General features: G+C 67.4%; 19 protein-coding genes. 7 read left to right on the forward strand and 12 right to left on the reverse strand.

All coding sequences use genetic code 11. The annotated features are described in order from the left end of the window. Window positions 1–21 precede the first annotated feature (21 nt). The 5 genes from CGUA_RS01485 to CGUA_RS01505 form a co-directional block, all read right to left on the reverse strand. Window positions 22–780: a ribonuclease E inhibitor RraB gene (locus CGUA_RS01485; protein WP_290197038.1), complete on the reverse strand. Its 759-nt coding sequence runs from the start codon at window positions 778–780 to the stop codon at window positions 22–24. Further along, window positions 773–1,507, reverse strand: coding sequence for a class I SAM-dependent methyltransferase (locus tag CGUA_RS01490; protein ID WP_290197040.1), 735 nt, complete (start codon window positions 1,505–1,507; stop codon window positions 773–775). The genes CGUA_RS01485 and CGUA_RS01490 overlap by 8 nt, the downstream gene beginning before the upstream one ends. Window positions 1,508–1,729: 222 nt before the next feature. After that, window positions 1,730–1,861, reverse strand: a complete 132-nt coding sequence (locus tag CGUA_RS01495) for a hypothetical protein (RefSeq protein ID WP_290197042.1) — start codon at window positions 1,859–1,861, stop codon at window positions 1,730–1,732. Window positions 1,862–2,084: 223 nt separating this feature from the next. Beyond that, complete coding sequence (locus tag CGUA_RS01500; RefSeq protein ID WP_290197044.1) at window positions 2,085–3,476, reverse strand: MFS transporter; 1,392 nt, start codon at window positions 3,474–3,476, stop codon at window positions 2,085–2,087. 247 nt (window positions 3,477–3,723) lie between these two features. Continuing rightward, window positions 3,724–4,476, reverse strand: coding sequence for an IclR family transcriptional regulator (locus CGUA_RS01505; RefSeq protein WP_290197046.1), 753 nt, complete (start codon window positions 4,474–4,476; stop codon window positions 3,724–3,726). Between the two features lie 260 nt (window positions 4,477–4,736). On the opposite strand from CGUA_RS01505, the gene CGUA_RS01510 reads away from it, so the two are divergent. Both CGUA_RS01510 and CGUA_RS01515 read left to right on the forward strand, forming a co-directional pair. Beyond that, window positions 4,737–5,246, forward strand: coding sequence for a ferritin (locus tag CGUA_RS01510; RefSeq protein ID WP_290197048.1), 510 nt, complete (start codon window positions 4,737–4,739; stop codon window positions 5,244–5,246). An 84-nt stretch (window positions 5,247–5,330) separates the two neighbouring features. Next, window positions 5,331–5,996 (forward strand): hypothetical protein, encoded by a 666-nt coding sequence (locus tag CGUA_RS01515; protein WP_290197050.1) that lies wholly within the window; start codon window positions 5,331–5,333, stop codon window positions 5,994–5,996. Between the two features lie 73 nt (window positions 5,997–6,069). On the opposite strand, the gene uriH is transcribed toward CGUA_RS01515, so the two are convergent. The 5 genes from uriH to CGUA_RS01540 all read right to left on the reverse strand — a co-directional run bounded on the left by uriH (window position 6,070) and on the right by CGUA_RS01540 (window position 11,522). Beyond that, window positions 6,070–7,008, reverse strand: a complete 939-nt coding sequence (gene uriH, locus CGUA_RS01520) for a uridine-preferring nucleoside hydrolase UriH (RefSeq protein ID WP_290197052.1) — start codon at window positions 7,006–7,008, stop codon at window positions 6,070–6,072. Window positions 7,009–7,022: 14 nt separating this feature from the next. Further along, entirely contained in the window at window positions 7,023–8,468 is a 1,446-nt protein-coding gene (uriT, locus tag CGUA_RS01525; protein WP_290197054.1) for a uridine transporter UriT, read from the reverse strand. Between the two features lie 26 nt (window positions 8,469–8,494). Beyond that, window positions 8,495–9,403 carry a ribokinase RbsK1 gene (gene rbsK1 / locus CGUA_RS01530; RefSeq protein ID WP_290197056.1) on the reverse strand — a complete coding sequence of 303 codons (909 nt, stop codon included), beginning with the start codon at window positions 9,401–9,403 and terminating at the stop codon, window positions 8,495–8,497. Next, window positions 9,400–10,416 carry a transcriptional regulator UriR gene (gene uriR / locus CGUA_RS01535; RefSeq protein ID WP_290197058.1) on the reverse strand — a complete coding sequence of 339 codons (1,017 nt, stop codon included), beginning with the start codon at window positions 10,414–10,416 and terminating at the stop codon, window positions 9,400–9,402. The genes rbsK1 and uriR overlap by 4 nt, the downstream gene beginning before the upstream one ends. A 122-nt stretch (window positions 10,417–10,538) precedes the next feature. Beyond that, window positions 10,539–11,522, reverse strand: a complete 984-nt coding sequence (locus CGUA_RS01540) for an AraC-like ligand-binding domain-containing protein (protein ID WP_290197060.1) — start codon at window positions 11,520–11,522, stop codon at window positions 10,539–10,541. Between the two features lie 195 nt (window positions 11,523–11,717). On the opposite strand from CGUA_RS01540, the gene CGUA_RS01545 reads away from it, so the two are divergent. The 3 genes from CGUA_RS01545 to CGUA_RS01555 are packed head-to-tail and all read left to right on the forward strand — an operon-like array spanning window position 11,718 to window position 14,424. Beyond that, on the forward strand, window positions 11,718–12,926 hold the full coding sequence (locus CGUA_RS01545; protein ID WP_290197063.1) for an acyl-CoA dehydrogenase family protein: 1,209 nt from the start codon (window positions 11,718–11,720) through the stop codon (window positions 12,924–12,926). Between the two features lie 28 nt (window positions 12,927–12,954). Continuing rightward, window positions 12,955–13,482 carry a flavin reductase family protein gene (locus CGUA_RS01550; protein WP_290197065.1) on the forward strand — a complete coding sequence of 176 codons (528 nt, stop codon included), beginning with the start codon at window positions 12,955–12,957 and terminating at the stop codon, window positions 13,480–13,482. A gap of 24 nt (window positions 13,483–13,506) precedes the next feature. Next, complete coding sequence (locus tag CGUA_RS01555) at window positions 13,507–14,424, forward strand: alpha/beta hydrolase (protein WP_290197067.1); 918 nt, start codon at window positions 13,507–13,509, stop codon at window positions 14,422–14,424. A 57-nt stretch (window positions 14,425–14,481) separates the two neighbouring features. On the opposite strand, the gene chcB2 is transcribed toward CGUA_RS01555, so the two are convergent. After that, window positions 14,482–15,225 carry a cis-4-hydroxycyclohexanecarboxylate dehydrogenase gene (gene chcB2 / locus CGUA_RS01560; RefSeq protein ID WP_290197069.1) on the reverse strand — a complete coding sequence of 248 codons (744 nt, stop codon included), beginning with the start codon at window positions 15,223–15,225 and terminating at the stop codon, window positions 14,482–14,484. A gap of 251 nt (window positions 15,226–15,476) precedes the next feature. On the opposite strand from chcB2, the gene CGUA_RS01565 reads away from it, so the two are divergent. Continuing rightward, window positions 15,477–16,700 carry a Zn-dependent hydrolase gene (locus CGUA_RS01565; protein WP_290197071.1) on the forward strand — a complete coding sequence of 408 codons (1,224 nt, stop codon included), beginning with the start codon at window positions 15,477–15,479 and terminating at the stop codon, window positions 16,698–16,700. 14 nt (window positions 16,701–16,714) lie between these two features. Here CGUA_RS01565 and CGUA_RS01570 read toward each other — a convergent pair whose 3' ends face one another. Continuing rightward, window positions 16,715–17,932: a glutamate--cysteine ligase gene (locus CGUA_RS01570; protein ID WP_290197073.1), complete on the reverse strand. Its 1,218-nt coding sequence runs from the start codon at window positions 17,930–17,932 to the stop codon at window positions 16,715–16,717. Between the two features lie 177 nt (window positions 17,933–18,109). On the opposite strand from CGUA_RS01570, the gene CGUA_RS01575 reads away from it, so the two are divergent. Continuing rightward, a complete protein-coding gene (locus CGUA_RS01575; protein ID WP_290197076.1) occupies window positions 18,110–19,294 on the forward strand; it encodes an MFS transporter in 1,185 nt (394 codons plus the stop codon). Window positions 19,295–19,336 lie beyond the last annotated feature (42 nt).

The raw sequence follows: 19,336 nt of genomic DNA on the forward strand, positions 1-19,336 counted from the left end.
TCTGGGAACCAGATTAGCCGGTCAGTTCCCGCCGGTGGTGACCAGCAGGATTGCGGCCCGGACGAAGTCGGCGACGTCCTCCGACTCCGGATCGTCCCACCAGTCCGCGGCCATGGCGTAGGGGCGGATGAGGCCCCGTTCGGCGTCGGCGAGCGCGATCTCGGAATCCTCGCCCTGGACGATGACGATCCAGCGCAGGCCCGTGGCCCGGCCGATCTGCTCGCCGGCGGCAGTGCCGATGAGGAATTCGGCGTTCTCCCGGGTCAGCCCGCCGTCGGCGTCGTTGAGTTCGAGCCACCTGGCCCGGTTCTCACGCGCGAAGTTCGCCAGGTTCTCCGGAGTCAGGGTCAGCCCCATCTGATTGAGCGCCGGCAGCAGCTGGTTGATCGCCGCGGCCTCGTTCTCGTTGAGCTGCTCGATGGTGACGAACTCGTCCGCCGGATCGTCGTGGTGGCGCAGCCCGACGTCCGTGGTCGCCTCCCATCCGAAGTAACGCCCGCCCACGGACTCGGCGAGGCCGGTCAGATACGTGCGCGCGACCGGAATGGTGGTGCGGTTCGTGGGCTTGTCGGCGCGCGCGACCGCCGCCCGCCACACCTGCCCCTTCCGCGTCACGCCGACGGGGGTCCACTCCGCCGAGACGGCGGCGAGGAGCCGCTGGGCGGACGCCTCGTCCGGGAAATCCAGGAAGTGGGTCTGAGGGCGCGGAACCGAGAGGTCGGAGCGCTTGGCCAGGGTGCTCAGCAGGACGTGGTCGTCGGGATGAATGTTCTCAGTCATGGATCCTGCCTGCTCGGACGGTGACGGGCCAGGTGACGGTGCGCGGCTGCCCGGGATCGCCCCAGGCGTCGGCCAGCGCGGCGGCGAAGTCAGTGAGCTCGGTGGAGCCGCGCCGCAGCGACTCCTTCGTAGCCGACCACGTGCCGAGGTAGTCGATGAACTGCCGGTGGGTGTAGCGGCGGATGATCGGCGGGCAGTCGACGGCCAGCGGGGCAAAGGGGAAGGGCAGGGCGGCGAGGCCCTCCTCGACGTGGCGGCGGCGGGGATCCCAGAAGCGGTGGAAATCACCCCGGTAGAACTCCCGGTACATCTCGTCGAGACCCTCCAGGTGGCAGAGGCCATAGCTGATCAAGGCGATGGCCGAGCCTTCCGCCGCGAGGGAACGGACGCGGTCGTAGAAGGCGTCGAGGTCGTCGATCCAGTGGGCCGCCTGGGCGACGGTCACCAGATCCACGGGCTCGTCGACGCTGACGTCCTCGGCCGCGCCGACCCGGTAGCTCACGCGCTCGTGCGGGATCGCCGAGGCGATCTGGCTCTCGGAGACGTCGACGCCGATGACCCGGTCGAAGCGGTCGGCGAGAGGAACGGTGAGCTGGCCGGTGCCGCACCCGACATCAAGGGCAAGTCGGGTGCGCGTCGGCAGGTCGGCGAGCAGGCCGGGCAGCTCCTCCGGATAGCTGGGCCGGTGGGCGGCGTAGTCGGCGCCGGCGTCAAAGATGGGGGACATGCCACCCAAGCCTAGACACCGGGCCGGGTGCGGTATCTCGGGAGTTGCGCTCCGGGTGCCGGCGCGGGTCGAGGGTGCCTCGCCCGGGGGCGCGGGGGACTGGTGGGCAGAAATGCGGAAGCGCCCCGTGGTTCATGGCCACGGGGCGCTTCCGGAATTGCTTACCGGCCACTGGTGGCCGGATTCAGTCCCTAGGGGACTGGTTGCTTCCCTACTCCCTGATTAGGAGGAGAGGCTCTCGGAGGAGGTCTCGATTGCGCCGAAGACGCCACCGATGCCGTCGAATCCAGCCTCGAAGACGCCGACGACGCCGCTGAAGATTGCCTCAATGATGCCAAAAAGTCCGTCGATCATGGAATAAATCCTTTCGTCGTGCGGCAGACCTTGTGTCTGGCGCTGTGACCTTCACGTTACGAAAACCCGCGGCACGTGAAAAGGCGATTACAGGTTCCAGAACCATTTCTTTATGGTCCGGTACTGGCCTCCCCAGGATTCTCACAGCACCTCCTGGCTATTTGCGCGTCCATACAGAAACGAAAAACCGCCCGCCGGGGTGGGCGAGCGGCGCTTCGGTCGGTTACGCGGTCGGCGAGGGGACCATCTCGGCGGCCGCCGGGGACTGATCGGCGGCGGAAGAGTCGCCGGACTCGTCGATGACGATCTTCTTGCCCAGCTGTGCCAGCGGGACCTTGTGGGTCTCGCGGCCGGTGGCGATGGCGACGGAGGAGATCACGCAGGCGATGGTGGTCACCAGGGCGGCGGGCCACCAGGCGCCGTCGTAGCGCTGGGTCAGGGCCTGGATGATCATCGGGGAGAAGCCGGTGACGATGATGCCGAGCTGCAGGCCGATGGCCATGCCGGACATGCGGACCTTGACGTCGAACATCTCCGCGAAGAAGACGGCGTAGTTGGCGTGGACGGCGGCGAAACCGACGGAGATGGTGACGACCATGCCGATCATGATGCCGGTGACGTCGGCGTTGTAGAGCGACCAGAAGAAGTACCAGGCGGATGCGCCACCGACCAGGTTGCCGGCAATCATGACCGGCTTGCGGCCGATCTTGTCGGACAGGATGCCGAACGCCGGCTGGGTGGCCAGGGCGACGGCGTAGGCGAGGATGGTCGACCACAGGATGGTGGAGGCGTCCATGCCGACGACGTTGACGCCGTAGGTCAGGCCGTAGACCGGCACGGTGGTGGAGATGACCAGCAGGAAGGAGGCGAAGATGACGCGGACGACGTCGGCCTTCTGGTGCTTGAACAGGACCGAGATCGGGGTGGCGGCCTGGCGTGCCTCCGCCTTGCTGTCCTCGAAGACCTCCGGCTCCTGAATCTGGGTGCGGATGTAGAGGCCGAGGATGACGATCAGGGCGGAGCCCCAGAACGGGATGCGCCAGCCCCAATCCATGATGGTCTCCTGCGGCAGCGTCTGAATCGCGAGGAAGGCCAGGGTGGCGATGATGTATCCGGCCCAGATGCCCTGAATCAGCCAGGAGGTGAGGAAGCCGCGCCTGCCCTCCGGGGCGTGCTCCATGGTCAGCGAGGTGGCGCCGGCGAGCTCACCGCCGACGGAGAGGCCCTGGACCAGGCGGAGCAGGACCAGGATGATCGGGGCCCAGATGCCGATGGAGTTGTAGGACGGCAGGCAGCCGATGGCGAAGGTGGCCAGGCCCATGACCAGCAGGGTGGCGAGCATGACGTTGCGGCGGCCGAAGACGTCGCCGACGTGGCCGGCGAGGAAGCCGCCGAGCGGGCGCGCCAGGTAGGCGACGCCGTAGGTGCCCAGGGACAGCAGCAGGCCGGTCGTTTCTGCGTCGGGGAAGAAGAGCTGAGAGAACACCAGGGCCGAAGCCGAGGCGTAGATGTACATGTCGTAGTACTCGAGGGCGGAACCGAAGAAACCGGCGAGTGAGGAGCGGAAGCTCTGGCTTCCCTTGCCGTTCTTGCTCTTCGGGGTGGTGGTTGCCACGGGGGCAGCCGATGAGGCGGTAGTCACTGTGTTACTCCACTGTCCGGAGGGGGACCAGGTCCTGGCATGGTCGGGCGCCTGGTCGGCGGTGAGGCCCTCTCGCCCCGTGGCGTCGGGGCAGATCGGTCGCGGCACTCACGTGGTCGGGGCCATGTGTGGCACCCGGCACGTTGTGGGCGTGGCGCAAGAGTAGAACACAACTTCCGTAGCGCGCAAGTCTTCCCCCTATAGTTGCGCCAGTCGCAAACTAGCTGTTTAAGGTGTTATTTATGTCGCGCCGGACGGTGAGGAGGGCATCGCGCAGTTTCTCGCCCAGTTCAGGGGTGTAGCGGATAATCGGCAACGCCGCACTCAGCGCCAGGTGGGCCCCGTCGCGGATGCCCAGGGAGACCGACAGGGCCGCCACCCCCTTCTCGGACCTCTCGAAATTGGTGGCGTATCCCTGATCGCGCACCGCCTGAAGGTCCTTGTGTAGTTCGGCCACCTCCGCCGGGGTCAGGGCGTTGGCCTCACCCGGCTCGACGGCGGCGTAGCGTGCGTGCAGCTCCGTCAGGGTCAGTTCGGCGAGCATCGCCCGCCCCTGGGAGGAGTGGTGTGCGGGGAAGACCCAGCCGGGCATGTAGGCGTGCACGATCGTGTGGCCGTGCGCCTCAATGCCGTCGAGGTGGTAGACCTCGGTGCCGATGAGGGTGGCCAGGTGGACCGTCTCACCGGAGAGGTCGAGGAGTCGCTCGAGGAAGGGGCGCAGGGTGATGCGGACCTCCTCGGCCTTGTGGTCCTCCCTGCTCAGTACCGGCCCGACGGTGAAGTCGCGTTTGGGTCCCTGGGTGACGAAGCCGTTGGCCTGGAGTGTGGCGAGAAGCCGTGAGGCTGTCGAGGGGTTGACCTCGAGCAGATCGGCGGCGGCGGTCACCGTGATCGAGCCGTCCTCGATGACGCGGCGCAGGATGATGAGTGCGCGGTCAACCGACGCGATTGTTCCGGAGTTTTTGCGAACCATGCAAGAATAGTAGAACACTGTTGCTTGTTGCCACGGGTGCAATATTCATCGCCCTCCTTCGCTGGAGTGACGTCCTTATAGTCGGGGCCGGCGCCCCTTCCTTGTCCTCCCAAGGTCCTCGGAAGGTCACCGGAAGGCCCCCGGAAGTCCGGGCGAGCCGGGGCCATGACGCCATTCGGCGGAAACTCCCACCCGCCGCACACGTTGCGTCCCTAAAATGGCGGGCACCAACCGGAAGCACGCGAACAAAGGAGAAACAGATGGCTATCCCCCCGCAACTGCTCAGGGCGATGAATGATCAGGTCACCAATGAGTTCCAGGCCGCATACGTGTACATGCAGCTGGCCTACGAGATGGACCGTCTGGCCCTGGTGGGCATGCGTGACTGGTTCAAGATCCAGGCCGCCGAGGAGCGCATCCACGCCGAGAAGTTCGCCACCCACATCCTGGACCGCGACGAAAAGATCGAGCTGCACAACGTCGAAATCGGCAGGCTCGAGATCAATTCCGCGCTCGAGGCCTTTGAGGCCGCGCTCGAGCACGAGCGGAAGGTGTCCGCCGAGATTCGTGAGATCGCCCGGATTTCCGACGAGGAGAAGGATTACGACTCCCGCACCCTGGTCAACTGGTTCCTCAACGAGCAGATCGAGGAGGAGTCCACCGTCGGCGAAATCATCGACCGTCTGAAGATCATCGGTGAGGACGGCGCCGGTGTCCTGCGTCTCGACGCTGAGCTGGGTTCCCGCACCGGGCAGGGGCAGGCCGGGTAGTCGGTTCCCGTCGGGTGCCCCTGTTTGGTAACCGTTGTGAATACATCGTGGCCGTGACTCAGGTCACTTCCGTAGGCTTGGTTCATGACGACACTCAGCAAGCACCTGGTCGGGGCCTCCGCGGAGGACGTTCCCGACATCCTCCGAGCCAACCTGCGCCAGGGCCGTGAGCTGGATCTGCTCAGTGCCGCCTCGTGGCTCCTGGCCATTCACACCACCGACCGAACCGATTACCTCACCTACATGGTGAACAACAGGGAGGCCGCGGCCGGTGCCGCCCTCCAGGCCTTCGCCACGCTCCTGCCTGAGGGCGAGCACCGCGACATGGTCCTCGAGGGGCTCGGCCACCGGGTCGACCATCTCCCGGACTGGGTCGACTACCTCAACCACATCTACGTCACCGGTCAGCGCTACCGCGTCGCCCGCGCGGACGGAATGCGCGAGGTGCTCATCTGCGGGCTGCAGCTGATCGACGGCCCGCTCCACACCGTCACCGTCGCGCGGGAACCCGCGGGCGGCCCGATCACCGAGGTGCTGCTTGTCGACGCCTCCGCGAACCTCGTCGCCGACTCCTACGCCGAGGAACCGGGCCTGCTCGACGCGGAGCGCCTGACGATGGCGGAATTGTCCGCCGCGCTGGATGACGCCCTCGCCCGCACCCTGGGCACCGGACAGCAGACCCCCACGTGGCCCATCCACATGGCGTTGACGCTGTGGCTGTCGCGGCTCGTCAGCGGGGAGAAGCGCTAGGAAAACGGACAACACCGGAGGCCGTCGTCGCGCTGACGACGGCCTCCGGTGCGTGGGCAGGGTCGGGCAGGGTTTAGCCGATGCGCTCGACGGCGTCGACGCACATGTCCCAGAACTTATCGAAGTCCAGGTCCACGGCGACCTGCGTGGTGCAGTCTGCGGGTGCCGGGGCGCGGAAGTCGGCGACGGTCATGCCGGTGGTCAGCGCGCCGCTCAGTTCCACGTCGAGCGGGGCCTTCCGGGTGGTGAAGACGGTCGGGTCGATGAGGTAGGCGACTGCGCACGGGTCGTGCACCGGCGGGTTGTCGAAGCCCTGGGCGTCCTGGTAGTTCTTGCGGAAGGCGTCGAAAAGCGCGACGACGAACTCGGCGACGTCGGTGCCCAGCGCGTTGAACTTCTCCTCGATCTCCGGGGTGGCCAGCGCCTGGTGGGTCAGGTCCAGGCCGACCATGGTCAGCGGCCACTTCTCGTTGAAGACGATGTGGGCGGCTTCCGGGTCGATCTTGATGTTGAACTCGGCGACGGCGGTCCAGTTGCCGATGTGGTAGCCGCCGCCCATGAGGACGACCTCCTTGACGCGCTCGGCGATGCGCGGCTCCTTGCGCACGGCCAGGGCGATGTTGGTCAGCGGACCGGTCGGCACCAGGGCGACGGTGCCGGGTTCGTTGCTCATGATCGTGTCGATGATGAAGTCGACGGCGTGGACCTCCTCGACCGGCACGGTCGGCTCCGGCAGCTCGTAGTTGTGGATCTCCATGCCGGTGTCGCCGTGGATGTCCTCGGCGACCTCGACGGGGCGGACCAGCGGGCGGGTCACACCCGGGTAGATCCTGGTGTCCATGCCGGCGATGGTGGCCACGACCTGGGCGTTGTGGGTGACCTTGGCCAGGGTCTGGTTGCCACCGACGGTGGTGATGCCGAGCAGCTCGATGTCCGGGTTGCCGTGGGCGAGCAGCATGGCCACAGCGTCATCGTGGCCGGGATCGCAGTCGAGGATGATCTTGGTGGTCATGGGTGGGGGCTCCTTTAAGCGTTGAGGGATTCTTCGGCCAGGTTCCTGGCGGCGACGGTGTCGGTGATGGATTCGGGGCGCGGAATGAGCAGCGAGCAGAGGAAGGCCAGCGCCAGGATGATCACGCCGGCCCACATGCCCGCCGCGTAGCCGCCGTTCTGATCGCCGAAGGCGGTCGCGACGGCGAAGAGGATGGCGAAGGAGATGCCCGCGCCCAGGTTGAAGGCGCCGGCGTTCATGCCCGGCAGGTAGCCCTGGTTGTCGGCGGGGGAGAGGACGATGCCCAGGCCGTTGAGCATGATGTTGGCCATGCCGGCGTAGGCGACGCCGACGAAAATCGAGATGCCCAGGTAGGCGAACTGGGAGGTGGAGCCGACCAGGAAGGTGGCGCCGGCGACGCCGAGGATGGTCAGCACGATGCCGATCTGCAGGACGATCTTGTAGCCGAACTTGCCGGCCAGGGTGCCCGCGATCGGCCCGAATACCAGGCCGGCCAGGGCGTAGGGGGTCAGCGTCCACCAGGAGACGACGCCGGCGGACATGCCGGCGCCGTGGGTGGCGTCCTGCGCCAGGTTCGGGACCAGGCCGTTCATGATGGCGAAGACGCCGGTCATGGTCAGCAGTGTGGTCAGCAGCAGCGCCCAGGTGCGGCGCTGGCCGAGGTACTCGGTGCTGACGAGCGGGTTCTTCACGCGCTTCTCGATGTTGTAGAACACGACCACCCCGGCGACGCCGACGATGAACAGGACGGCGACGAGGACCCAGTTGGCGTCGCCAAGCTTGCCCGCCTCGTTGAAGGCCATGAGCAGGGAGCCGATGGAGACGGCCAGCGGCAGGACGCCGAGCCAGTCCATCTTCGGGGTCTGATCGGCGGTGGACTCCTTGACGCCGAAGGGCAGGGCGACGGCGGCGATGAGGCAGAAGGCGGCCATGACCCAGAAGATGGAGCGGAAGCCGAAGTTCTCGGCGAGCCAGCCGCCGGCCAGCGCGTCGACGCCGCCGATGCCGCCGTTGACCGAGGTGACGATACCCAGCAGCAGCGCGTACTGCTTCTCGTTGGGAACCTGCTGGCGCAGGACGATCAGGCACAGCGGGACGGTGGGCCCGGCCACGCCCTGAATGAGGCGGCCGAGGAAGAGAACGGCCACGTTCGGGGCGAAGGCGGCGACGATGCAGCCGATGCCGGTGACGACCATCATGCCGATGAGCACTTTTCGACGCCCGATCAGGTCACCCCAGCGCGGGAGGAACAGGGAGAACAGGGCGGCCGCGGTGAAGAACGCGGTCTGGGTCATGCCGATCTGGGCGGCGGTGGCGTTCAGCTCGACCTCCATCGTCGCCAGGGCGGGGGCCAGCATGGAGGCGTTGAGCTGGAAGGCGAACACCGCCACCAGCAGAGCGATCATCAGGGGGACGACCGTGGCGGTGGAGGCCCGCCTCGGTTCAGCAGTGGTTGTCATGGTTGCGCTCCGTATTTGGTCGAGATCTATTTGACGTCCGGGAGGACGTCGTCGGTGGTGGGGTAGGAGGCCTGGGCGCCGGGCCGGGTGGCGGCGAAGGCCCCGACGCGGGCGGCGAAACGGGCGGCGTCCACCATGGACTGGCCCTCGGCGAGCTTGGCGACGAAGGCGCCCGCGAATGCGTCGCCGGCGCCGGTTGTGTCGACCGCGTCGATGACCGGGGTGGGGATCTCGGTGAGCCCGTTCTCGTCGCCGACGACCGCGCCATCGGCGCCGACGGTCATGACGACGGTGGGGAAGCCCTGCTTGAGCAGTGCCGTGACCAGCTTCTGCGGGTCAGTTTCCTCGGTCGGCTCCCCGAGGAGACCGAGCACCAGGGCGCCCTCGTGCTCGTTGACCATCAGGGGGTCGGCCTTCTTGAGCTGCTCGACGCCGACGGGCACGACCGGCGCGAGGTTGACGACCACGCGGCCGGTGGCCAGTTCCACCGCGCGCTCGAAGCCGCCGGCCGGAATCTCGCCCTGGAGCAGGAGAATTTCGGCGTCGGCGATGAGCTCGGCGTGCTCGTCGACGTACTCCGCGTCCACGGTGGCGTTGGCGCCGGGGACGACGATGATCGTATTCTCGCCGTCCGCGGAGACGGTGATGACCGCCAGGCCCGTCGGACCGTCGACGGCGGCGACGGCCGACATGTCGGCGCCGGACGCCCGCAGGTGCTTGAGGGCGTCCTCGGCCATCGGATCCTGGCCGACGGCGCCGACCATGGCGACGTCGGCGCCGAGCAGCGCGGCGGCCACGGCCTGGTTGGCGCCCTTGCCGCCGGCACTGACGGTGCCGCCGGTGCCCATGAGCGTCTCACCCGGGTGCGGATGACGCTGGACGTTGGTGGTCAGGTCGGCGTTGATGGAGCCGACCACGACAACTGTGCTGGTCATGAGGCCTGTCCTTTCCTGATTGACTGTCTTTCGATGAGGGTGGTGGGGATGCGGATGTGTTTCTCCGGCGGCGCCTTGCCCGCGATCAGCTGGTTCAGGACGGCGAAAGCCTCCCGGGCCATCGACCCCACGTGCTGGTCGATGACCGTCAGCGGCCGCGGCTGCAGCGTGAACATCGGCTGGGTGTCGAAGCCGATGACGCTGACGTCCTCGCCGATGACCAGCCCGGCCCGGTGACAGGCCTCGATGACGCCGATGGTCATCATCGAGTCGCCGGCGAACAGGGAGCGCACGCCCTGGGCGAGCAGCGCGTTAGCACCCTCGAAGCCCTGGCTCTGCTCATAACCGCCGAGGAAGACGGGCTGCTCCTCGAGCCCCGCCTCCGTGCACGCGTAGCGGAAGGTCTCGAGACGGCACCGGCCCGTGGAGGTCGTCATCGGGCCGGAGAGGTAGCCGATCGGGGTCTGGCCGTGCCGGGCCAGCAGGCCCACCGCGTTCACCATCCCCCGCTCCGGATCGGAGGTGACCGTCGGAATATCACTGCCCGGCAGCTCTCGGTCGATCAGCACCAGCGGCATGCCCTGCCGGTGCAGGTGGTCGAGCTGGTCGGCGCATGCTTCGTCGGGGACGCAGATGATCCCGTCGACGCCGTGATTGGCCAGGAAATCCAGCGAGGTGGCCATCATGGGGGCGCTCTCGTTGCTGTTGGTGATCAGCGTCGCCATGCCGTCGTCCGTGGCGGCGTCCTGGAGGGCGGTGACCATGGTGGCGAAATAGTGGTTGATCAGACTCGGGACAAGCACGCCGATGGTGTTGCTGCGGGAGCTCTGCAGCGCCCGCGCCTGGGCGTTGGGTCGGTAGCCCAGTTCTGCGGCGAGTTTCTGGATGCGCCTCCGGGTGTCCGTGGCCACGGCCGGGTTCTCGGCGAGGGCGCGGGAGGCGGTGGACACGGAGACGCCGGCCGCACGGGCCACGTCTTTGAGGGTGGGGCGCTCCGGGAGGATTGTGTTCACCTAGTTTCCTTGCCGTTACCGATCTGCAATCGTTTGCTGCAAACGTTTGCATTGAGTATTGAAATCAAACTTATTACGGATGAGGCGTTTCTGGCAAGGGGTGGGTGGCGGGGGTGGGGCCGTTAAATGATGCGTTTCCTCCCGAGCGCCCGCTTCCGGAACTCGGTGGGTGTGCAACCTTCGATGCGCCGGAACACCTGTCCGAAGTGCGAGGGGTTCTGGACGCCCCACCTCTGCAGGAGTTTCTCGATGGGGTCGAGGGCGAATTCCGGGTTCGCCAGGTCAGAGCGGACTCGGTCGATCCGGCGGAAGCGAATGTAGTTGGCGCAGGTCATGCCCGACTGTCGGAAGATCTGCTGCAGGTACCGGGTGGAGATGTGGGCGGCGTCGGCGACCATCTGCGGGTTGAGCCGAGAATCGCTCAGGTGCTCCTCGATGTGGGACACGCACTCCTCGAGGAGTTTCCCACTTGCGGACCGGGTGATTTCCCGGTCCGGCAGGTGGGCGTCGGCGAGCATCGCTTCAACCATGCTGACCAGGTGGTTGGCGACGTGAGCTCGCGTCGACGTTGCCAGGGAGGAATCGGTGGCGAACAGGCCGGTGAGGAATCCCAGCACCGGCGGGGCCATGCCGCTGCTCGCGTCGAAAGCCCTTGCCCCGAAGTCCTCCGCTTCGATGAGCCCGGCCGTGAACCGGTCCAGCGGGATTCGTACGCTGCGACTTTCGTAGTTGCCGTAGCACTCGAGCAGGACGGGCCGGCTGGACAGGTACAGGCCGAACTGGCCGGGAGGCACGGTGATCCGCCGGTCGTCCTGCGTCAGCGTCAGTACGCCGGCGATCTGGAAGGTGACGATGAGGTACTCGTCGGGATCGTTGCGGACGTGCTCGAGGGTGCGCTCGGCCGCGTGGTCGCCGGCGCTCATGGCGAACACGCTGGCGCTGAGAAAATTGGCGGACTCGAAATTGCCCCGAAACTCCTGGGTGCTCGGGGTGGCGAATTGGAACGAGAGGACATTGTTTCCGACGTTCTCGCCCCACACGTCCAGGGGCTGACGGTCTTCGTGGTGGCCCTGCTCCGTTTCGGACTTGGTCGCTCTCTGGTGCATGGCAACTAAAACTATCACTGTGGTCTCGATTACATCTATGGCGAGAGTGAGACACATTCCACCCGTGCGCGGAAGCGAGAGTGTTGTGCGCAAAAGCGATAGGGGGGCGGTTGTGAGCTGTCTTACATTGGGGGCACCCGATCACGGCGCCGCCTGATCGCAGCACCCGATCACCTTCGCAAGGAGTCCACCACCATGACCACCACCGTCACGACCGCCGACCGCGTCCGACTCAACCCGGGCTACGAGTTCGAGGCTCTCATGGAGCGTCTCGACGGCATTACCGACCTGCTCAGCGCCAACGGCGAGAAGAGCGAGGAGCTCGGCCGCCTCTGTGACGAGAGTTTCCGGGCACTCAAGGACACCGGGGCTTTCAAAATCGGCATTCCGGAGGAACTGGGCGGCTACGAGCTCAAGCCCACCCAGGCCCTCCAGGTGCTGGAGAAGGTCTCCCGGGCGGATCCGGCCTCCGGCTGGGTGCTCATGGTCCTCCAGATGATTTCGGGCACCACCGCGGCCTACCTGCCGGAGGAAGCACAACGTGAACTGTTCCCAGCCAATGGCGAGCACGCGCTGGTCGCCGGCCAGGGCACCCGATTCGGCAAGGCGGAACGCGTTGACGGGGGCTACAGGATCTCCGGCAACTGGTTCTTCGGCTCCGGCATGCTCCACGCGAACTGGATCCACACCGGCGCCATCGACCATGAGAGCGGCCGCGTCATGATGGTTCATTTCCCACGCGACAAGGCCTCACTCGACGGCAACTGGGATGTGCTGGGCCTGCGGGCGTCGGGGAGCATCGACTACTCCTGCGACGACGTCTTCGTGCCGGAAGAGTACGTGTACGAACCGAACACCACCGACCCGTTGGCGGGTGGCGCGCTGTACAAGACCGGACTGGCGCTGATGTCGGGGATCTGCCACACCGGCTGGGCGCTCGGCGTCGGCCAGCGCTTCCTCGACGAGATGAAGAGGCACGCCGCCAAGAAGAAGGGGCAGCCCGGCGCCTCCACCAACACTGATCAGTTCCACGCGGAGTACGCCAAGGCGGAGGCGCGGATGCGCTCCGCGCGCGCCTGGGCGATGGAGGTGTGGGGCGGCAATGAGCGGGCCCTCGACGCCGGCGAGAAGCTGACGATGGAGCAGGAGACTCTTACCCGTCTGGTCCTCAACAACACCACCTGGGCCGCGCACGACGTCAGCCAGGTGGTCCACCTCTGGTCCGCCACCGCACTCGCCCGCCGCGGCGACCTCCAGCGAACCTTCCGCGACATGCACGTCGGCACCGGCCACATGACCAGCGGACCGGTCGTCCTCCAGCAGGTCGGCAAATACCTCGCCGGCCTCGCGTCCGAGGACGCCCACTGGAACTTCTTCAGTCTCGCAGAATCCGACCAGTCCTAGACATCCATCCTGAATAAGGAGAATCGCCATGAACACCCAGACGTTTCCCGACAAAGTATCCGAGGATTTCCGTGCCGCCTTCCGCATCCACCCCGCGGGTGTCGCCATCGTCACCGCCGACGCGGGCAATGGGCCGGTCGGACTGACCGCCACCAGCGTCAGCAGCGTGTCCGCCGACCCGCCGACCGTCGCGGTCAACCTGTCCGTGTTCTCCAGTTCCGCGCGGGAGATCCGTGCCGCGGAGTACGTGGTGGTGCATCTGCTGGGCAGCCACCAGCTCGACCTGGCCCGCCTGTTCTCCACCCCGGGCGCAGACAGATTCGGTGACACTTCGACGTGGGATCGTCTGCCGACCGGGGAGCCGTATCTCCTGAATTCACACGTATGGATGCGCGGCCGGATCGCCGGGGCGATCGACGTCAACGGTTCCACGCTGGCCGCCGTCGAGCTAGTCGAATCCTACGTGGACACCACCGCGGAACCGACCCCGCTGGTCTACTGCAACCGCACCTGGCACCAGCTGTCCGACATGAGCTCTGTGAAGATCAGCGCCTAAACCACCACCAACCAGGAGAAGAACATGGCATTAGACGAACCCACCGCCCAGTTCCTGGCCGCAGCCGCCGAGAACGCCGGTGACACCCCGCTGTGGGAAATGTCCGCGGCCCAGGCCCGCGAGGCAACCTCCGGACTGGATCGGCTCTATGGCCCCGGTCCACAGATGCATCATTCCGGTGATCACCGGGTGGCCGGAAAGGACGGCGGTCAGTTCACCGTCCGGGTGCTGCAACCGACTGAGTCGCCGAACGCCGTGATCGTCTATTACCACGGCGGCGGCTGGGTGCTCGAGAACCTGCAGGGCTACGACACGCTCGGTCGTCAGCTGGCCGACAAGTCCGGCGCCACCGTCGTCCTCGTCGAGTACCGGAAAGCCCCGGAGCACCCGTTCCCGGTGCCGGTCGAGGACGCCTGGGCGGGACTGGCATGGGCCGAGGAGCACGTCGCACAGGGACTTCCCCTGGTCGTCGCCGGTGACAGCGCTGGCGCCAACCTTGCGGCGGTGATGGCACAGAAAGCGCGCGATGAGGGAGGGCCGGAACTGTCCGGCCAGGTGCTGGTGTGTCCGGTGACCGACGCGGACTTCACCCGGGACTCCTATCTTGCCGAGGAGAATCAGACAATGGTCTCCCTGCCGGCCATGGAATGGTTCTGGGATCTCTACGTCCCCGACAGGGCCCAGCGCAGGGACCCGGCCGCGACCCCGATCAACGCTGAGTCCCTGGCGGGCCTGCCCCTCGCGCTGGTTCTCACCGCCGAACATGACGTCCTCCGTGACGAGGGTGAGGCCTACGCTGAGGCACTTCGCGACGCCGGCGTGGACGTCGAGCATCATCGTTGGGAAGGCCAGATGCACACTTTCTTCTCAATGGTCAACGTTCTGCCCGCCAGCGCCGAAGCCATCGATCTGGTGACAAGGCGAATCCGGGAGCGGGTCTGAGTCTGTGGTCGGGCAACGACCGCCGGAAATTCCTTCCGGCGGTCGTTGCCCGTCGTCCTAGATTGCCGTGTATCCGCCGTCGGCGTTGATTGCGGCACCCGTGATGCTCGAGGACGCGTCGCTGGCGAGGAACAGGACGACGTCAGCGATTTCTTCGGGCTCGAGGAGTCGGCCGATGGGCATCCGCTCGATGATCCGGCCCCGCGTTTCCGCGGGGAGATTCTCGATGAGCGGTGTGTTGACGTAGCCGGGGGAAACACAATTGACGCGGAGATTGTCCTGCGCGTAGGTCAGGGCCGTGGAGCGGGTGAAGTTCACCACGGCCGCCTTGGCCGCAGAGTACGCGGTGCTGTTCGCCTGGCCCACGTGACCCAGAATCGAGGCCATGTTGATGATGGAGCCGCCGCCGACGGCGAGCATCTTCCTCGCCGCGTACTTGTTGGAGATCGCCACTCCGGTCAGGTCAATGTCGATGACCCGCTGCCAGGCGACCAGATCCAGTTCGTGGATCGGCGTCTTTTCCTCCGGGACGCCGGCATTGGCGACGAGCACATCGAGTCGCCCGAATTTTTCTTCGGCCACGTCCATCAATTCGGCGACCGAGCTCTCGCTGGTGACGTCCGTGGGCAGGTACAGCGCCGGTCGGTCTGCGTCGACAAGCGACTGCACGACCGATTCCGCGGCCGAGGAAATGTCTCCGACGACGATCCGGGCGCCCTCGGCGGCGAACAGACGGGCGATGGCGGCCCCGATTCCGGACGCGCCTCCCGTAATTACGGCAGTCCTACCTTTCAGCGTCATGGTGATCCTCTCCGTTCCCTTCGTGGCGGCGGTGTAGGTCCCATGATGGCGGCTAGGTCCGGCGCGAACCACAGGAATCCATTCAACGGAAGAACCCGTGCCGTTCAATGGGATGGCCGTGCATCTGATGCCTAATGGGGTTAACGGACGGGGTTCTGGTTCAAGGCCGATTCGACGTGACCGGGTCACCTGAGCCGGTAATCTGTTCCGGTAATGGTAGGCGCGGTTACGAAGTAGACAAGGGTGAGTAGATGAACTTCATGCAGCTGATCGACCGGTTCGCGCAGATCAGCGACCCTTCCTGCCCGGAGGGGGTCGACCGGCCCGGGTACTCCCGGCTGGAGCGCGATGCCCACTCCCTCTTCGCCGACTTCATGCGTGAGCGCGGCCTGGCCGTCCGCACCGACGCCGTCGGCAACACCGTCGCGGAACTGCCCGGGACCGGGCCGGGGCTGGGCGCCATCGGCACCGGCTCCCACCTGGACAGCGTGCACCGCGCCGGGCGCTTCGACGGCATCGCGGGCGTGGTCACGGCGATGCTCATCGCCGACCGCGCCGTCGCCGAAGGTCTGCTCCCGCGCCACCCGTGGCGCTTCGTCGTCTTCGCCACCGAGGAGGGCGCCCGCTTCGGCCAGGCCTGCATCGGCTCCCGCTTCGCCACGGGTACACCGGTCGATCTCGGGCTTGTCGACGCCTCCGGCACCACCCTCGCCGAGGCCATGACCGCCGTCGGCCTTCGCCCCGCCGAGGCCGCGTCCGCCCGGTGGTCGGCGCAGGACTGGTCGGCCTTCATCGAATTACACGTTGAGCAGGGCCCGGCGCTGGCCGCCGCCGGCGTGGATGTCGGCGTGGTGGACCGCATCTCCGGGAGCAGCCGCTTCGAGGTGACTTTCGACGGCGTCGCCTCGCATTCCGGCGGCACCCCGATGGGGCTGCGCGCCGACGCCCTGGCCGGCGCCAGCGAGTTCATCCTCGCGTGCGAGGCCTACCCTTCCCAGGATGCGGGGAGGGAGGGGCTGCGGGTGACCGTCGGCAAGCTCAGCGTCGAGCCCGGCGGAATCACGACCATCCCGGGCCGGGTGGTGCTCAGCGTCGACGTCCGCGACACGGAGGTCGAGCGGATGGCGGCGGCGACCAGGGCCCTGGAACTCGCCGCGATCGAGATCGCGGAGCGGCGGGGGCTGGGGATCTCGGTCCGACCGCTGGCGCAGACGGCGCCGGCCGGCTTGTCGACGCGAGTCGTCGACGCCCTGAGCACGGCAGCCTCAGAGGCCGGGGCCAGCCACCGGGTCATGGCGTCCGGTGCCTCGCATGATGCGCAGAACGTCGCGTCGCTGACGGACGTGGGCATGCTGTTTGTCCCGAGCCTCAATGGCGGGGTGAGCCATTCCCCGGATGAGCTCTCCGAGGGTGAGGCCCTGGCGCGGGGCGTGGACGTGGTGTACCGGGCGATGGTCGGCCTGGATCGGGGATAGTCCCGCCGCCGCAATCAGTCCGTATCCACCTGCGCCGGGGCGTCGTGGTGGGTCGCGACGAGGGCGTCGGCCACGACGTCGTACAGCCGGCCGCGGGAGGAGTAGGCCTCCCGCTGGCGCCGGACCCCCGACTGCCCCTGCAGGATCTGGGTCACGCCCCTCACCACGGCGGACTCCTCCCCGTACTCGGCCAGGACCGGCCGGACATGGTCCACCAGCGCGGCGACGACCTCCTGTGCCGGGGAGGGAACGCCGGTGGCCGGGTGGATCAGGTCGCCTTCGACGCCGTGGTAGCTGGCCCACCAGGACCAGGCCCGCAGCAGGGTCGCGGACACCGGGTCCGGTTCGATTCCGGCGGCCCACTCACGCGCGGAGGTCTCCACTAGTGCGCGGATGAGCGTGGCGATCACCGTGGCGTGCTCGGCTTCCAGGCACACGTCGGCGATCCGGACCTCGACGGTGGGGTGCTTGGCCGAGGCCCGGGCGTCGAAGTAGATCATGCCGATGTCCAGCGGGACCTCGGTGGCCAACAGGCCGGCGCGCAGCCGGTCGTAGGCCTCGACGGAGCCGAAGAGGTCGGTGGGCCCGGACGTCGGCCAGCGGCTCCACAACTGATAACGGTAGGAGGCGAAACCGGTGTCGGCCCCGGACCAGAACGGGGAGTTCGCGCTCAGCGCCAGCAGCGTCGGCAACCACACCCGGATCCGGTCAAGGACCGCCACGCCTTCCGCACGGGAGTTGATGTGCACGTGAACGTGGAAACCGCAGGTCAGCTGTTCGACGGCGGTCACCCCGAAGCGTTCCCGAATTCGCTGAAAGCGGGGTTTGGGCACCATATGCGGGCGCAGCAGCCTGGGGGCCGAGGGCAGCGCCACCACCCGGCCACCCAGGCGGGCGGCACTGGCCGCGGCGAGGGCTCGGCCGACCCGGATCGCCTCCAACTGCTCCGCAAAGGTGAGTCGGGGCGGGCAGATCACCTCGACCTGCTCCTGCTGGAATTCGGCGGTGATCTCATGGCCGCTGCGGTGGGGGTTGCCGCTGCGCCTCGCCGCCTCCTCCCCGGCGGGAATCGGCTCGAGAGTGGTGGCGTCCACCAGGAGCAGCTCTTCTTCGACGCCGAAAAGACGCCGCGAATTAGAGGGCTCCGACAGCTCGCCCGTCTCCACCCGCGCCGGGTCGATCGGAGTCCGGGGCACCCGCGAAGGAAGACCATGCTGGGAAGCTTGGTTCATGACGCTCTCCTTCGGCCGGGATCAGTGACAGCACTCCGTAAATTATAACCTCGGTGACCTCACCGTAGAGGGGAATCCACCGGCGGCATGCGGGCCACCCCCGCCCCACCGGCCCGGAGGCGAGGGGGCGAGGCCGTTTGCCGCCCCCGTCCCCGTGGGGCCGGATATATTCAGCCCATGACCGCGAATCGGCGCAGAGTGCTCATCGCCCTGATGGGGGCCCAGGTGCTGGCGGGCCTGGCCCACGGCGTGACCTATTCAATGGGGGCGCTGCTCTCCGCGGAGATGGCCGGCGCCGCCTGGGGCGGGGCGGCGTCGACCGTGACGACCGTCGGCGCCGGCCTCTGGGCGGTGCCGCTGGCGACGCTCGTCGAGAAGCGGGGGCGGCGGGCCTCCCTGTCGACGGGCCTGGCCCTGGGCTCGCTCGGCGCGCTGTCGGCGCTCGCCGGTGCGCAGACGAATCTCTTCGCGTTCGTACTGATCGGGTTCTTCTTCCTGGGCGCGGCCGTCGCGATGAACCTGCAGGCGCGCTTCGCCGCCGCCGACGTCGCCGGTGAAGACAACCAGGGCCGGTTCATCTCGCTGGTGGTGTGGTCGACGACCGTCGGCGCCGTCGCCGGGCCGAACCTTTTCGCGCCCACCGAGAAGCTCGGCGAGGCGCTCGGCCTGGCGCCGTTCTCCGGCGCGTACCTCGTCTGCTTCGGGGTGCAGTGGCTGGCGGTCGTCCTGCTGCAGGTGATGATTCGCCCCGAGGTGCACCCGACCCGCACACGCGCCACGGGCAGGGTCCCGCTGGGCAGGTACCCGAGCGCGGCGGCGGCCATCGCCGTCAACGCCGTCAGCCATTTCGCCATGGTCGCGCTGATGTCCATGACCGCCGTCCACCTGCACGGCCACGGCGCGTCGATCACGCTCATCGGGGTCACCATCTCCTTCCACGTGCTGGGCATGTACGGCTTCGCGCCCGTCTTCGGCTGGCTTGCCGACGCCACCCGCCCCAGCCTCGCCATCCACCTCGGCCTGGGCCTGTCGCTGCTGTCGGCGAGCATGATGATCGCCGGGGCGCAGACCGAGGCCGTCGTGGTCGTCGCACTGCTCCTCCTCGGCGTCGGGTGGTCCTCGACGCTGGTGGGCTCCTCGACGCTGATCACCAACGTCACCGCGGAGCAGGACCGCCCGACGGTACAAGGGCGCAGCGACTTCGTCATGAACCTCACCGGCGCCACCGGCGGTGTGATCGCCGGGCCCGTGGTCTCCATGTGGGGGATCGAGTGGATGGGCGTGGTCGTGGTGGCGGCGATCGCCGTGGTGGTGGCGGGGACGCGGGTGTACGGCGCCCGGGCAGCTGCCCCTAAAAAGTGAATGCCGACATTCCTTCTGAATCGCGCACACGTGTGCGCATTG

Origin of the sequence: Corynebacterium guangdongense (assembly GCF_030408915.1) — a bacterium.
Lineage (GTDB): Bacteria > Actinomycetota > Actinomycetes > Mycobacteriales > Mycobacteriaceae > Corynebacterium > Corynebacterium guangdongense.